Source organism: Bacteroides muris (ex Fokt et al. 2023), from assembly GCF_024704895.1.
GTDB lineage: Bacteria > Bacteroidota > Bacteroidia > Bacteroidales > Bacteroidaceae > Bacteroides > Bacteroides muris.
Window position 1 is genome coordinate 1 of record NZ_JAMZEE010000009.1, and the last position, 15107, is coordinate 15107.

A 15107-nucleotide genomic window follows, 5' to 3' on the forward strand; every position below is an offset into this window, starting at 1 on the left:
CTACCAAAAGAATCGGCAACTTTTTCAAGCTGCCGATTCAACTGTTTCATGGCGTTCCTTATCCCGAACTCACGTTATAAGGGTAGGCTTTGGGGCTGTGAACATAGAGTACTTTCCCTTCGTATGAGTTTGTTTGGTTCTCTTCAATCACCACATTGCCGTCTTTGTCCGTCACGGTAATGTCGGCTTCGTATAGGGGGAATGGAAAAACGATTTGTAGGTAGTTTTCGTCACCAGTGACTTCTATAGTATAGTCTATGGGAACACGGGTGGTGACTTTGGAGCGACTTGTTTCTTTGTATATTTTGATTTGTCTCTTCTTGTGATGGGTAGTAATGGAACCATTAATAGGTAGGATAAATAGTAAGGCTCCTAAAATCATTAATAACTTTGCTTTCATTCCTTTTAATTTTTATTGGTTTAACAGCGGCAAAGTTAGAGGATAATGATGAGATGGAGGCATAAAATGAATCACACTATAAAAATGCAATATGCAGATTTATAGTGTGATATGATTTTGATAAGTCACAATTGGGTTATTTGCTTCCGTTCATGCGCTCTTTCATGCGGTATTTTCTTTGAGAGACTATATGTGCGTCGGTATTGCCGAAGCAAAGGGCGATGGTTTGATTGGAGAAGCCGACTTTTTCTAAACAGAGGCAGAGCAAGTCTTCGTCTGTCAGTAGAGGATATTGAGTTTTTGTATCAGATATATGGTCGGCATAGAGTTCCATGACAATTTCTTTAAGAACTTTCTGTTCGTGGTTTGCCAGTACGGTGAGTTCTTTTTTACTGGTTGCTTTTTGTTTGGACAGCTTTTCTACTTTTTGATAGATGCTGCTTTGCTTGAACAGCCAGGTGCGCAGGCTTTCCTTTTCTGTTTTCAGTTTTTCGATGGCGGTTTCCCGTTCGGTTATTTCTTGTTTGTACTTTTCTGCCTCTTGCGAAAAGCCGGATTGTTCTTTCCGTAGCAGAGTGATGATGCGCTGGCTTTCGTTGATGGAGTACTTCAGGTTGTTGTATTTCTCTTGGGCTTGCGCTAATTTTTGTTCGTTGATGGCTCGTTGTTTGTCTCGTTTATTGATACGATATTGGAAAAATACAATAAGAACAAGGCAGAGAATAAGGAAAATTCCGATTACGTTTTTCAACAGATACTTGCTTCTCCTTTGTTCTTGGTCAACCTTTTGCTTGATGTCGTATTGGTGAATCAATTGCCGTATTTTGGTGGATTGTTCACTGAAATAAGTGGAGTCTGCAATCTCTATGAATTGATACAGTAGTTCGGTAGTTGCTTGGTAGTCTTTTTGCTCTTCTTTGATATTAGCTAAATCAAATAGGATGCTTGCTTTTTCTTTTGATTGGAAATATATGCTGTCTTTCAGACTCTTATTGATATAATATTCTGCAGAGTCCAAATTGTCTTTACAGTAGAAAATATGTCCTATATCGCTATAAAGCATATATCTTTTTGCATTTTCAGGAAGCCATTGCAGAGACTTTTTTGCATAGTACAGAGCTGTGTCATATTTTTCTTTCCAACAATATTCTCTACTCAGACTACCTGCATACATTTCGATGATGGTGGAATCACCTGATATTTGGGCATAATCTAAAGCCTTTTTTCTATAAAAAAGCGCAGAGTCTTCTTTTTCAATTATAGAATAGTAGGAACCGAGTCCGCTCAATGCTATTGCCTTATCCTTATCCGTAAAGCAGTACTCGTACAATTCATTATATGCCTTTTTTGCCTTCTCATACAGCTGTGCATCATAATATTCGTTCCCCAATGAGCTGAGCAGATGCCTTTTTGTCTCTACATCTTCCGGAAACTTTTCAATGATATCCAGTCCTTCCAGTAAGAACCCGATAGCCCGTTCGCTTTGTTCCATTTCCACCTCCAGCCTGCCTTTATAGAGCAGTGCCACCGCTCGTTCGCGCTCGTCATCGTCATAATAATCCAATGCTACATCCAGCAGCGAGTCGCAGGGTAGCAGAGGTTTTTCGCATTTGTCTGTGGCTTGTGCCAACAGCAGGGCATATCGGGCGGACTCCTGACGTGTAAGTTCGATGGTTGCAGGCAGTGCCTCCAGCAGCCGCAGGGCGCTGTCGGGATTTGCTGTCAGCAATGAGTCGGCGTTGCTCAATAAAGCTTCTGCCCGTCCGTCTGTCCGGTGGCAAGCAGCCGATAGCAGGAACAGGGCGACGAGGGGGAACAATGCCAGGCGTTGTATAGCGTTTCTCATTGACTTCTTGTTGATAGTGGGGGGCAAAGGTACGGAATATTTGTGTCAATGGCCGTAACTCATGGGCGGAAAGTTGCTGCACGCTTGCTGCAAAGTTACTGCAAGCCTTTTGCAGCGCCACTGCAAAAAGGATGCAGTGTCTTTGCAGTGGGAAGTCTCTGTGTATCAATAATGAATGAAACGGTTCTGCAAAGTGTCATTCTCCGCGGCGTTGGCATATTTCCACTCCTGCCGTCTCTATGTCCGCGCCCATCGGCGGATTGCGCTTTGCCAGCTTGAGGGTTATTTCCTCTATCTGCGGGAAGTCGCGGAACAGTCGGTTCGTGATTCGCCCGCATACATGTTCCAACAGTTGGGAAGGAATGTCCATTTCTGCTTTCACGGCCTCGTGCACATCTGCATAGCTCACGGTGTCGGCTACGTCGTCCGTCTCCGCCGCGCGCCGGATGTCGACTTGCAGGCGCAGGCTGACGGTAAACTCGTTGCCTACCAGGGTTTCTTGTCCGCCCACCCCGTGATGGGCGAAGAAGCGGAGGTTGTCGAGAAAAATGTAACTGGTCATCGCTTATGGATTGTTTGCTGCAAACTTACTGATATTTTGTGGGACGGGCAAATCAGAATCCGATTGTTGTGGCTTTTTGTGTGAATTGTATTCTGCAGGACACAAAAATGCGGAGGAATTGTTTCTTGGAGTATACAATGGAACATGAAGAAGCGGCGGAAAGTCATTATGCTTTCCGCCGCTTCTTCATGTTTTGAGTTACTCAAATCTTTGTTATCTTCCGGTACTTTCTATCATGCTTCTGATTTTCTCGTTCAGGCTTTCCGCCTTCATCAGTTGTTCCAGTGTCAGGTGCATGCGCCAGCGCCAGTAGTGCCGCGGGTTGGCAGGAATGTTGATGCGTTCTTCCTGCACGTTCGGGTTACGCCATTTGCCGTCCATGGACATCCAGTCTTGCAGGGAGAGGATGCAGAGGATGGAGTTGCTGCAGAGGTGGTTGCGAACCACTTCTTCGCAGAGTTCCGGCGTGGCCGTTGTCGGTGCGGTGCCATAGTGCCCAAGCATGGTGTTGTAGTAACGTTGTGTCTGCTGGAAGTCCTCTTCCCACCAGCCGCGCAGGGTAGACATGTCGTGCGTGGAGATGGTGCAGACTGAACGGTAGGGGTACCAGTCGGGGTGTCCGAATTCTTGTTGCGGGTCTTTCGGCATGCGTTGTATCTCCAGAGAAAGGATACGCAGGTCGTTCATCACCCATGCCACGCAGTCGGGAATCATGCCCAAGTCTTCACCGCATACCAGCATGCGCGTGGACTGCATGAGTTGCGGCAGTTTCTTCATGGCTTGCCGGCCCCAAAAGTCGTTGTGGCGATGATAGTAGTACTGGTCATACAGCCGGTTGAAGGCGGCCTTCTCCCAGTCGTTCAGTGCGCGGTAGATGTAGTCGTGCTGCACGCCGATGCGCGGATGGTATTCGTGCGGATTGTTGCGGTCGGGCACGAACAGCACATCGCTGATAAGGGCGTAAAGCCCGTCGCGAATCCAGATGCTGTCATCGTCCGTCTTTCCGGCAAAGTAGGCTTCCACCTTGCGCTGGGTGTCGAACTCGGGACGCATGCGGTAAACCTCCCACGTGTCTGTCGGCTCTATGAAGGTCTGCTTCACATGGTCTGTATGCGGGCCGAAGATTTGTCCGAGGAAGTACTCATGGATATAGGGCTTCAGGAAGAAGTCTTCGCGGAATGCCAGCCCGTAGCTCTCTATCTCCTCGCGCGTCATGGGCAGGGCGGGGACGAATTGTCCCAACAGGCCGTGTACGGCGTGCATCGGTATCTCCCAGATGCGGAAGAAGCCGAGGATGTGGTCTATGCGGTAGGCATCGAAGTATTCCGACATTTTGCGGAAACGCTTCATCCACCAGGCATAGCCGTCTTTCTCCATGACATCCCAGTTGTAGGTGGGAAGGCCCCAGTTCTGCCCGTTCACGGAGAAGTTGTCGGGTGGTGCGCCGGCCTGGCCGTTCAGGTTGAAGTAGTGGGGTTCCTTCCAGGCTTCCACACTGTTGCGGCTGATGCCGATGGGAATGTCGCCTTTCAGCACTACGCCGTTGGCGCGCGCATGCTCGGTGGCGGCAAGCAGTTGCAGGTGCAGGTTGAACTGGATGTAATAATAGATGGCTATGTGCGGATAGTCGGCGGAGTCCGGCCGGCACAATGTCTCTATCTCTTTGGCATCGTAGGTGGCATACTTGGGCCACTCGCGGAAATTTGGGGTCTTGTAGGCGTCACGCAGGTAGCTGAAGACGGCATACGGCTGCAGCCATTCTTTGTTGGCTTCGTAGAAGTTGCGGAAAGCATCCGATGCCAGTACTTTTTCCCCTTCTTGCCTGAAGATGAGGTGGAAATATTCCCACTTTGCCTTGTTCACAGCCTCGTAGTCTACGGCAGGCAGCGCGTTTAGCTCTTTCCGGCGTTTGTCGAATTCGGCCATCGCCTTCTTGTCCTTCAGGCTGCCCAACTGCTTCAGGTCGGTGTACATGGGGTGGAAGGCATAGATGGAGATGCTGCTGTAAGGGTAGGAGTCTGTCCAGGTATGCGTCATGGTAGTGTCGTTGATGGGCAGAATCTGCACCGCCTTCTGGTTGGTGGCAACTGCCCAGTCAATCATGCGCTTCAGGTCGCCGAAATCGCCTACACCGAAACTTTTCTCGGAGCGCAGGGAGAATACGGGAACGGCTACTCCGGCACCTTTCCATGCAGGAAGGTCGAAATATACATGACGGTCGCCGATGGCCAGCGTTTCGTTGGCGGCTATCTGCGGGTCGGCCATGTAGCGGTTGGGGTTGTTTTCCCAAGCCACGGCGCGGTGTTCTTTTTTATTGTAAAGGACGAACTTGTATTCCAGTGGGAAGCTGATTTTGCCGGCATCCACTTCCGCTTGCCATTCGGGGAAGTCGGCGTCGCTCATGAGGGCGGCTTTGTCCGGGTTCCAGTTGCCCAGTGCTTTCTGGTTTCCGCAAAGTGCCAGACAATGGTCTTCGTCTATGCAGGGGGCATACGCCTTTATCAGCAAGCCCTTCTTGTAGCTTTTAGGGGCGGTATCGCGTTCGCGATGCGCCAGCAGTGATTCAGTGAAGGCGGATGTATAAAAATACTGCTGTTCGGGCAGATTCTTCCAGCAATCTTCTATGCGGTAGGCTTTCTTCGGATTGTCTGCCACATGCAGGATGCGCGGCAGGCTGTTCCATTCCGTCCGTATGGTTTTCCCGTCTCGATAGATGTGGTAACTGTACTCGACGATTTCATTGCCGGGAATCTGAATATCCACTTCTGCAGTCCAGTGGATGCCGTCTACGGTATGCAAGGGGGTGGCTTTATCGGGTCGGTTGTTGCCAAGTTCCGGGATGGAACCCAAGACTCTGACCTCTTCACCCCAGCTGGTGCGATACTCGATATTGAATAATAGTGTCATATTATATTAGATTTAGAAATAGCAATAGCTGCAATGATTATGCAAGTATAGAAATTATTCTTCACAATCATGCAGCTACCGTTATCTAACTCATTTAAATTACTATGCAAACGTTTGTGCTTGCCGTGGGGCTATCCGCAACGGGAAGTTCCGCACGTTGTGCAGATGAGGCAACCTTCCTGGTAGACTAGTGTCTCGTTGCCGCAGTTCGGGCATTTCTTGCCTTTGGCTTCCGTACCGTCCTGAACGTATTTCTTCAGGGCACGTTCCACACCGTTCTTCCAGGTGTTGATGTTTTCGCGGTCCAGTTGCAGTGAACCTACCAGCTTGATGACTTGCTCGATAGGCATGCGATAGCGCAATACACCGGAAATCAGTTTGGCATAGTTCCAATACTCCTTGTTGAACTTCTCGGACAGACCCTCGATGGTGACTTTGTATCCGCGCTTGTTCTCGAACTGGAAGTCGTAACGCTTGTTTCCGTGCTCATCCACATTCTTGATGATGTGGCCTGACACCACATTCTTCGGCAGGATGATGCCTTCATCATCGTCCAGCACACCGGTGAATATCTCGTAGGGATGATTGTCCAGCAAGCCGACGAATGCCACCCATTTCTCCTTGTTGTTCTGGAAGCGGACAACATCTGCATCCAATATTTTGGGTCGTGTTTCAACGATTGTAGGCGGTTTGCACGGAGGAAACTCGGACTTTTTGTTGCTCTTGGTAGAGATGAGCACACCAGAACGTGACCCGTCACGGTAGACAGTGCAGCCCTTGCATCCTGATTTCCATGCTTCTACATACAAGCGGTTCACGAGGTTTTCGTCCACGTCGTTCGGCAGGTTGATGGTTACGCTGATGGAGTGGTCTACCCATTTCTGGATACGTCCCTGCATCTTGACTTTCATCAGCCAGTCCACGTCGTTGGAGGTTGCTTTATAGTAGGGTGATTTCTCTACCATGGCATCCACTTCTGCTTGCGTGTAGCGTTTGGCAGGATTGTACCCTTGTGCTTCCATCCAAGTCACGAACTTGGGGTGGAACACGATATATTCTTCAAAGGCATCTCCGGTTTCGTCGATGAAGTCCACATGAACGTTCGTATCGTTGGGATTCACTTTGCGGCGGCGCTTGTACACGGGCAGGAATACGGGCTCTATACCGGAGGTGGTTTGAGTCATCAGGCTGGTGGTGCCGGTCGGGGCGATGGTCAGACAAGCAATGTTGCGGCGTCCGTACTTCTTCATCTCCTCGTACATTTCCGGATCGGCTTCGCGCAGGCGGTTAATGAACGGGTTGTTCTTTTCGCGTTCTGTATCATATACCTCGAATGCACCGCGTTCTTTGGCCATTTCTATGGACGAGCGATAGGCGTTGAGTGCCACCGTCTTGTGTACTTTCTCCGAGAACTCGGTTGCCTCTTCAGTACCATAACGCAGTCCCAGAGCGGCAAGCATGTCGCCTTCTGCTGTGATTCCTACACCGGTACGGCGGCCTTGGGCGCTTTTCTTGTAAATCTTCTGCCACAAAACGCGTTCTGTGTGCTTCACGTCTTCGCTTTCAGGGTCGGCATCTATCTTGCTCATGATACGCTCTATCTTTTCCAGCTCAAGGTCGATGATGTCGTCCATGATGCGTTGTGCCAAAGTTACATGCTTCTTGAATAGCTCAAAGTCAAAGTAGGCGTCCGGCTTGAACGGATTAACCACGTATGAGTAAAGGTTGATGGCGAGCAGACGGCAGGAGTCGTACGGGCACAGTGGGATTTCGCCGCATGGATTGGTGGATACGGTACGGTATCCCAAATCTGCATAGCAGTCGGGCACGGATTCCTTTAATATGGTATCCCAGAACAACACACCGGGTTCTGCCGATTTCCACGCATTGTGCACAATCTTTTTCCATAATGCGGATGCGTCAATCTCTTTTTGGAATACCGGCTCTGTGGCGTCAATCGGATATTGCTGTGTATATGGTTTGCCCTCGATGGCGGCCTGCATGAAATCGTCGGTCAGTTTCACGGAAACGTTGGCTCCGGTCACCTTGCCCTCGGTCATTTTGGCATCGATGAAGGCTTCCGAGTCGGGGTGTTGGATAGATACGCTAAGCATCAGTGCGCCGCGGCGTCCATCCTGAGCTACTTCGCGTGTAGAGTTTGAATAGCGTTCCATGAAGGGAACCAAGCCGGTAGAGGTGAGTGCCGAATTCTTTACCGGTGAACCTTTCGGACGGATATGGGATAAGTCGTGTCCCACACCGCCACGGCGTTTCATCAGCTGTACTTGTTCTTCGTCTATCTTGAAGATGCCGCCATAAGAATCAGCTTCGCCGTCCACGCCGATGACAAAGCAGTTGGACAGAGAGGCTACCTGATAGTTGTTCCCGATTCCGGTCATAGGGCTTCCTTGCGGAACAATGTACTTGAAGTGGTCGAGCAAGCCGAAAAGTTCCTCTGAACTTAATGGATTGGGGTACTTGGCTTCAATGCGGGCTACCTCATTGGCTATTCGCCAATGCATGTCTTCCGGAGACTTTTCGTAAATATTTCCGAAAGAATCTTTGACCGCATATTTGTTTACCCAAACTCTGGCAGCCAATTCGTCGCCTTGGAAGTATTTTAAAGATTCTCCGTAGGCTTCGTCATAAGAATAATTTTTCTTTTCCACAATGTTGTATCTCTTAGGATTAGTAACAAAAAAGTAAAGTTGTAGAAGTTGTACTTTTTGTTAACAAATGTGAGTGCAAAGCTATGAATGTTTTTCAACTTGGCAAAATTAAAATGAATGTTTTTATTAACCGATGAACAGCTTTCTGTGAACAGGCGTTAATATGCTGGTTTATAGATTTTTGTTTTTTTTGAATGGATAGATAAGTTTTCCAAAATGGAATTTATTAACAGCTTATTAATCTGAAAGGTTGTCGGTTTTGGCAAACATGAGATTAATTTTGTCTGCCATTAAAGATGATAATTGTTCATTTCTTGTTGAAAAGATGGCTTTTCTTCAGGATATATGACAATAAAAAAAGTGTGAACTCTTGAGTGGATTGTTCATGGATTACATTATCTTTGCAAAAAAAGAAAGTATGGAAAGCTTGAAACAAAGGAGAACAATCCGAAAATATCAGCAGAAAGATATTTCTGTTGATTTGTTAAATGATTTGCTTGAAACCTCTTTCCGGGCTTCTACGGTCGGAAACATGCAGGTTTATAGCGTGATTGTGACGCGTGATGCAGAGCGTAAAGCCAAACTGGCGCCTGCACATTTCAATCAGCCGATGGTTCGGACGGCACCGGTATTGCTTACTTTCTGCATAGATTTGCGCCGTTTCAGCAAGTGGTGTAAGCTGCGTAAGGCTGAGCCGGGATATAACAACTTTGAGTGGTTTGTGACGGGGGCTATCGATACTTTGCTGGTGGCACAGACTTTTTGTGTGGCTGCCGAGAAGAAGGGACTGGGCATCTGTTATCTGGGAACTACCACTTACAACCCTCAGATGATTGTCGAAGCATTGGAATTGCCGGAATTGGTGTTTCCTATCACGACAGTCACAGTAGGATGGCCTGCCGAACAGCCGGAACAGGTGGATCGTTTGCCTCTGGAGGCTATTGTGCACGAGGAGTTTTATCACGATTATACCTCTCAGGATATTGACCGGTTGTATGCCTATAAGGAGTCGCTTTCCGAAAACAAGCAGTTTGTCTTGGAGAACAACAAGGAAACGCTGGCGCAGGTCTTTACAGATGTGCGTTATACAAAGAAAGACAATGAGGCAATGTCGGAGAATCTTTGGAAGGTAATGAAAGAGCAGGGCTTTTAGTGCCCTGCTCTTTTATTCTGTCAGGTAAATTGTATTTTCTTTTAGTTTTGCTTTTTCAGCGCAGACTGAATCTCGTCGATTTCCGCGCGGAATGATTTGTCTACCTCTTTCAGCTCCTTGATGGTTTTGCATGCATGCAATACGGTGGCATGGTCTTTATGCCCAATTAATGCACCGATTTTTGCAGTAGAGAAGTCTGTATAGTTTTTGGCTAAATACATGGCTATTTGCCGTGCTTGCACTACTTCCCGCTTTCTGGATTTTGTGTGGATGGTGGCGGTTTCCAATCCGAAATGCTTGCATACGGTGTTGATGATTTCATCGACAGTCACCGCCTTGCTTTCGCTGTTCACCACTTTGCGGACGATACGTTGCGTCAGTTCCAGGTCTATTTCTTTATTGTATATGGTGGAATGCGCCATAATGGAAATAACGATACCCTCCAGGTCACGTACGCTGTCTCCCACGTTCTCTGCAATATAGTCAATCACTTCTTGGGGGAACTGCAGCCCGTCACGGTGTATCTTGTTACGAAGAATGTTTTTGCGGAGCTCTACGGTAGGTTTTTCCAGCTCAGCCACCATTCCCCATTTGAAACGCGTAATCAGACGTTCTTCCATGCCTTGCAGCAATACCGGTGCACGGTCGGAGGTAAGGATAAGCTGCTTGCCGTTTTGATGCAGATGGTTGAAGATATGGAAGAATGTATTCTGAGTCTTGGTTACGCCGGCAAATTCCTGAATATCGTCAATAATTAGAATATCAATGGTTTGGTAGAAGTTTATGAAGTCGTTAGTCGTGTTGTTACGTACGGAATCGGTGTATTGCACTTGGAATAGGTGCGCAGATACATACAACACTCTTTTTTCCGGGTATAGTTCCTTGATTTTGGTTCCGATGGCATTGGCAAGGTGGGTCTTGCCTACACCTGATGCTCCGTATAGGAACAGCGGATTGAAGATTGTCTTAGCCGGATTGAGAGCGACAGCTTCTGCAACACTGCGTGACAGCTTGTTGCTGTAACCTTCGATGAAGGTTTCGAAGTTGTATTCTGGGTTGAGGTGCGGGTCAAGTTCAGGGACGGGAATTTGCGGAATCCTTTTGTCCATCACTTGTTTCAGTGGAATGATGGTACGCTGTGTAGACTCCAAGTCGACGGTTTTCCGTGAGCTCTTGTCTACCATTACGTTGTACATCAATTTAGTTCCCTCGCCAATGACCTTATAGAGGGTCTTGCGCAACAAATCAACAAATTTGTCCTCCAAAAACTCATAAAAGAACTGGCTGGGCACTTGTACGACCAGCGTTTTGTCTTCATATTTTAAAGGTATGATGGGAAGAAACCATGTTTTGTATGTCTGCTCCGGAACATTGTCTCTGATGATTTCAAGACAGCGATTCCACAGCCCGACATGATTTATTTCACTCATAACGGCTAAATACATTTATTAATTAAGCATAACTTCTACGATTGCAAAATTGGCAATCTTATTCGAGAAAAACAAATTCTTTTTTTTTGCGTTTTTAGGGAAAGTAATAAGGACTTTACTTTCAGCTACTTATCGGTTACTGTGGGTGTGTTCCTTATATAAGGTGTATTGCATTTTTCTAATGCTTTGTTATATAGTGTCTTATCTGGATTTGTATCTCTTGTTTCCCTTCTATGTCCGGAGCAGGAAAAAGCCCTTTTTCACTCCTTGTATAGAGCAAATGAGGGCTTTTCTTTTAATTCCTTTATTGGCTTATTATTTAGACAAAATCTATATAACATTTGTCTTTTACTTGTCTTTCTTGCCGAATAGGGAGAAATGGACATATCGTTTCGGATGCGATTTCAAGTCCTCCAATAAACTCGCCGCGTTGGCAGTTGTGGCATTCAGATTATTATATAGCGAAGGGTCGTTTAGCAAAAGTCCGACGGTATTGTCTTTCTGGTTCAACTTGTCTGTAACCATTTTTACATTGTTTAAAGTTGCGTCCACCTTTTGCATGGCGGCAGCATAATCTATCTCCTTTAAATTGTTGGAAATGAGTGCAAAGTTGTCTCCAATCGTATTGAGCTTGCCAGTCAGTTGTGGAATATCATCCTTCATTAGAGTTTGCAACTGGCGGCTTGTGGCGGCCATGCTTGCTGTTAAATCTTGTACATTATGCAGAGTTGCAGGGATGGCGGGGTCGGCCAGTATGACATTTAAGGATGCGAGGATGGAATCCAGCTTGGGCAGCATCTTTTCTACTTGCGGCATCATGGTGGCAACTTTTTCCATCATTCCGTTGTTCAGCACGCCGGGGATTGTGTCTCCAATCTGGTATTTCTCCCGTGGGTTATTGGCAAGCAGCAGGTTCATTTTCACACCGCCAAGCATTTCGGCTGCCAGTTCTGCCGTACTTCCTTTGGGAATACGCAGCTCGGGATTGACATCTATTTCGGCAACAACTTTGCCCGGTTGGGTATAATCGTAGTATAAATCGCGGACAATACCTACGCGGAAGCCGTCGGCAAAGACGGGGCTGGATTTTGTCAGTCCATTGACATTCTCGAACTTCACGTAGAAATAGCTGGAGGGCTTGAACATGTTTATGCCTTTCAGGTAGTTGATGCCGTATACCAATATGCAAAGTGCGGCTATACCTGCTATTCCTATTCTAACTTCTTTTGTAATATACTTCATGATGTATCTTTTGTTATTTATTCCTGTTCTTTTTAAATTCGTTGATGGCTGTGTTGATGTTTATCTTTTCTCCATTCTTGAATGCTATGATGAATGCGTCCTTGAATTTGTCCGTAATGCTACGTTTGCTGCGTAACACCTTGTTGTAATCGGGTGATGCACCGTACGTGTATTTGTAGATTCCGCCTTCTTTATAATAATCCACGTTTTTCAGCCCTTTCAGCCTTTTATCATTCTTGGCCAAAGGACGTGAAGATGTGAGTATCTGTATCTTAAACACAATACCACTCTGCTCTGTTTGGGAAACGGCTGCATTTTCTGACCTTTGCGGACGTTGAGCAGCTTGGCTGCTCTCTGCTTGAGGCGCATTTCTCTTTTCAGGTATAGCTGTGGTTGCGCTACCTTCTGTTTGAGCGGGCTCGGGTACATCTTCCGGAAGAATGGTGTTACTGCTTCCGTTCAACCGGATTTCCTGCTCGCGCTTATAGGTGAGGAAAGCGCGGAAGATACCGTTGGCAAGTGTGGTAGTGCCTGTTTCAGTGTTAAGGTATCGCTCCTCTTCCGGTGTGGAGATGAATCCGAGCTCTACCAGTATGCTTGGCATGGCACTGGCTTTCAGCACCAGAAAACCTGCCTGGTGTACGCCCCGGTCCGTACGTTTGCAGGTTTGACGGAAATGCTTTTGTACGAGGGATGCGAGATGCACACTCTGTGACATGTATTTGTCCTGCATGAATTCGAAGATGATGTAAGACTCTGCCGAGTTGGGATTAAAGCCGGCATACCGTGTCTTGTAATCGCTTTCGTAAAGGATAACGGCATTCTCGCGTTTGGCTACTTCCAGATTGGCATCCGATTTTGCCAGACCTAGTGTCCAGGTGGAGGCTCCTTTAGCTGTCCGGTTTTTGGCCAAGGCATTGGTATGTATGGAGATGAACAAGTCTGCTTTGGCATTATTGGCAATTTCGGCGCGTCGGTCCAGAGGAATGAATATGTCCCGGTCTCGCGTATAGATAACTTTTACGTCGGGACAGTTCTTCTTGATTTGTTTGCCAAGTTTGAGTGCGACATTCAGATTGATATTCTTCTCTTTGGAAATTTTTCCCACTGCACCCGGATCGTGTCCGCCGTGTCCGGGGTCTATAACGACAACGAAGTTTTTAGCTTCAGCGTTGCCACAGCAAGAGGGAGAGATAAGCATCCCTAAGCATATACTCATATATAATATATATCCTCTGTATAGTTTCATATAATTGTGCAAAGACAATGCTTTCTTTTTTGCTTGGCAAATGTAGTGGAAATTTATAGAAAACTAAAGGTTTATGTTCGGTTTTATTGTTCTACCTCTCATTTTTAATGGAATTAATGTCTGTGTGTGGTTCAATGTTTCGATAATATACGTAACTTTGCGGCAGATAATTAAAATAGCAAATCAAGTATGCTGGTTCGTTTTATAAAGAACTGGGCATTGCCTTTGGCAATGCTTGCCGGTACTTTGGGATATTTCTTTTTTGCAGACATTTCTTTTGTGGCGCCTGCCAAGCCTTATGTGAATGGGTTAGTGGCTTTCCTGACTCCGCTTTTGATTTTTTCCCAACTTCTGCTCACCTTCTGCAAGGTGGAGGTGCATGAACTGAAACCCAAATCGTGGCATGGATGGTTACTGCTGTTCCAGACGGTTTCTTGCTTGATTGTTGCGGTATTGTTGGTGTGTTGTCCCATGGCGGAGATTTACCGGGAAGTGTTTGAAGGTGCGATGGTCTGCCTCATTTGTCCCACTGCAACCGCTGCGGCTGTCATTACCGGTAAACTGGGTGGAAGCGCATCCAGCCTGACGACCTATACGTTGTTATCCAATCTTTTGGCGGCTGTGGCTGTTCCTTTGGTTTTCCCGTTGGTGGAGCCTCATGCTGACATTGCTTTTTTTGTTGCATTCCTGAAAATCCTGAGTAAGGTTTTTCCATTGTTGCTTTGTCCTTTCTTGCTGGCATGTTTCCTGCGCGCGTTTGTGCCGAAGGCGCATCACTGTCTGTTGGGGTTCCACGATGCCGCCTTCTATTTGTGGGCAGTGGCTCTTGCCATTGTCTCAGGGCAGACGGTGCGTTCGTTGGTCAATAGTGATGCACCGGTATTTGTTGAACTGCTGATAGCCTTGGCGGGACTGATAACCTGCTGTATACAATTCTATTTGGGAAAGAGAATCGGCGGTCATTATGGTGAGCGCATCAGCGGAGGGCAGGCGCTGGGGCAAAAGAATACGGTGCTTGCCATCTGGATGGCATATACTTATCTTAATCCGTTATCTTCTGTGGGGCCGGGTTCGTATGTGTTGTGGCAAAACATCATCAATAGTTATCAGCTGTGGAAGAAAAGGAAAAATGAGATAAAATATTAAATATGAGATGTTTATGTTTGGTATTTGTTTTGTATAATTTCCTTTTCTCTTTGTTTAGCCAATACGCTTCGCTTTTATTGATACTGGAGTCGGAAACATAGGTAGCCATCTCAAGATTTTTAATTTGTAGGTTGTTGTATTGTTGGGTGTTTAGAAGAATAATTTGCAACAAAGTAAGCCTAATAAAAATAACCCTAAAAAGCATATTGTGAGAATTATATATGCCTTAAACAGGTAGATTCGGTCAGACTGTTCTTTTTCTATGGAGTTTTTACGGATTTCTTCCATCTTTTCAATGGAGACATTGGATAAATCAGTATTTCCCCCTTTGTTTGCAAGGTATTTATGATGTTCTTTCATCCTTTGTCTATTTAGTTTGCGAAGCTCACGGTTCTCTTTGTCTCGTTGTAGCATATCATTTACACAGCCTAATGTTCCCATTCTTCCCTTTATTTAATGTTCAATCTATTTCCTCTAATTCAATTGTAGTTATTTTCTTTTTG

11 protein-coding genes are annotated in these 15107 nt (G+C 46.5%); 2 read left to right on the forward strand and 9 right to left on the reverse strand.

The window, feature by feature from the left end:
* Positions 1 to 58: 58 nt before the first annotated feature.
* The 5 genes from M1B78_RS05190 to M1B78_RS05210 all read right to left on the reverse strand — a co-directional run bounded on the left by M1B78_RS05190 (position 59) and on the right by M1B78_RS05210 (position 8384).
* Positions 59 to 400, reverse strand: a complete 342-nt coding sequence (locus M1B78_RS05190) for a DUF3244 domain-containing protein (RefSeq protein ID WP_257940084.1) — start codon at positions 398 to 400, stop codon at positions 59 to 61.
* 136 nt (positions 401 to 536) lie between these two features.
* Entirely contained in the window at positions 537 to 2246 is a 1710-nt protein-coding gene (locus tag M1B78_RS05195) for a tetratricopeptide repeat protein (RefSeq protein ID WP_257940085.1), read from the reverse strand.
* A 196-nt stretch (positions 2247 to 2442) separates the two neighbouring features.
* Entirely contained in the window at positions 2443 to 2808 is a 366-nt protein-coding gene (folB, locus tag M1B78_RS05200) for a dihydroneopterin aldolase (protein WP_257931203.1), read from the reverse strand.
* A gap of 213 nt (positions 2809 to 3021) precedes the next feature.
* The gene (locus tag M1B78_RS05205; RefSeq protein WP_257940086.1) at positions 3022 to 5715 is read right to left on the reverse strand and encodes a 4-alpha-glucanotransferase; all 2694 of its coding nucleotides are present in this window, start codon (positions 5713 to 5715) and stop codon (positions 3022 to 3024) included.
* A 131-nt stretch (positions 5716 to 5846) separates the two neighbouring features.
* Complete coding sequence (locus M1B78_RS05210; protein WP_136009005.1) at positions 5847 to 8384, reverse strand: adenosylcobalamin-dependent ribonucleoside-diphosphate reductase; 2538 nt, start codon at positions 8382 to 8384, stop codon at positions 5847 to 5849.
* A gap of 418 nt (positions 8385 to 8802) precedes the next feature.
* On the opposite strand from M1B78_RS05210, the gene M1B78_RS05215 reads away from it, so the two are divergent.
* Entirely contained in the window at positions 8803 to 9537 is a 735-nt protein-coding gene (locus M1B78_RS05215; protein ID WP_176467694.1) for an NADPH-dependent oxidoreductase, read from the forward strand.
* A 41-nt stretch (positions 9538 to 9578) separates the two neighbouring features.
* Here the strand turns inward: M1B78_RS05215 and dnaA are convergent, their stop codons facing one another.
* The 3 genes from dnaA to M1B78_RS05230 form a co-directional block, all read right to left on the reverse strand.
* Positions 9579 to 10967 carry a chromosomal replication initiator protein DnaA gene (gene dnaA / locus M1B78_RS05220; protein WP_136009003.1) on the reverse strand — a complete coding sequence of 463 codons (1389 nt, stop codon included), beginning with the start codon at positions 10965 to 10967 and terminating at the stop codon, positions 9579 to 9581.
* 348 nt (positions 10968 to 11315) lie between these two features.
* Entirely contained in the window at positions 11316 to 12209 is an 894-nt protein-coding gene (locus tag M1B78_RS05225) for an MlaD family protein (RefSeq protein WP_136009002.1), read from the reverse strand.
* Between the two features lie 13 nt (positions 12210 to 12222).
* The gene (locus tag M1B78_RS05230) at positions 12223 to 13458 is read right to left on the reverse strand and encodes an N-acetylmuramoyl-L-alanine amidase family protein (RefSeq protein ID WP_257940087.1); all 1236 of its coding nucleotides are present in this window, start codon (positions 13456 to 13458) and stop codon (positions 12223 to 12225) included.
* A gap of 189 nt (positions 13459 to 13647) precedes the next feature.
* Here M1B78_RS05230 and M1B78_RS05235 point away from each other — a divergent pair, with 189 nt between their 5' ends.
* On the forward strand, positions 13648 to 14604 hold the full coding sequence (locus M1B78_RS05235) for a transporter (RefSeq protein WP_257940088.1): 957 nt from the start codon (positions 13648 to 13650) through the stop codon (positions 14602 to 14604).
* A gap of 150 nt (positions 14605 to 14754) precedes the next feature.
* Here the strand turns inward: M1B78_RS05235 and M1B78_RS05240 are convergent, their stop codons facing one another.
* Entirely contained in the window at positions 14755 to 15045 is a 291-nt protein-coding gene (locus M1B78_RS05240; RefSeq protein WP_136008999.1) for a hypothetical protein, read from the reverse strand.
* Positions 15046 to 15107: the final 62 nt, after the last annotated feature.

Coding starts and splice junctions, on each gene's coding strand:
- M1B78_RS05190 (WP_257940084.1), bottom strand. CDS start 400: ATGAAAGCAAAGTTATTAATGATTTTAGGAGCCTTACTATTTATCCTA.
- M1B78_RS05195 (WP_257940085.1), bottom strand. CDS start 2,246: ATGAGAAACGCTATACAACGCCTGGCATTGTTCCCCCTCGTCGCCCTG.
- folB (WP_257931203.1), bottom strand. CDS start 2,808: ATGACCAGTTACATTTTTCTCGACAACCTCCGCTTCTTCGCCCATCAC.
- M1B78_RS05205 (WP_257940086.1), bottom strand. CDS start 5,715: ATGACACTATTATTCAATATCGAGTATCGCACCAGCTGGGGTGAAGAG.
- M1B78_RS05215 (WP_176467694.1), top strand. CDS start 8,803: ATGGAAAGCTTGAAACAAAGGAGAACAATCCGAAAATATCAGCAGAAA.
- dnaA (WP_136009003.1), bottom strand. CDS start 10,967: ATGAGTGAAATAAATCATGTCGGGCTGTGGAATCGCTGTCTTGAAATC.
- M1B78_RS05225 (WP_136009002.1), bottom strand. CDS start 12,209: ATGAAGTATATTACAAAAGAAGTTAGAATAGGAATAGCAGGTATAGCC.
- M1B78_RS05230 (WP_257940087.1), bottom strand. CDS start 13,458: ATGAAACTATACAGAGGATATATATTATATATGAGTATATGCTTAGGG.
- M1B78_RS05235 (WP_257940088.1), top strand. CDS start 13,648: ATGCTGGTTCGTTTTATAAAGAACTGGGCATTGCCTTTGGCAATGCTT.
- M1B78_RS05240 (WP_136008999.1), bottom strand. CDS start 15,045: ATGGGAACATTAGGCTGTGTAAATGATATGCTACAACGAGACAAAGAG.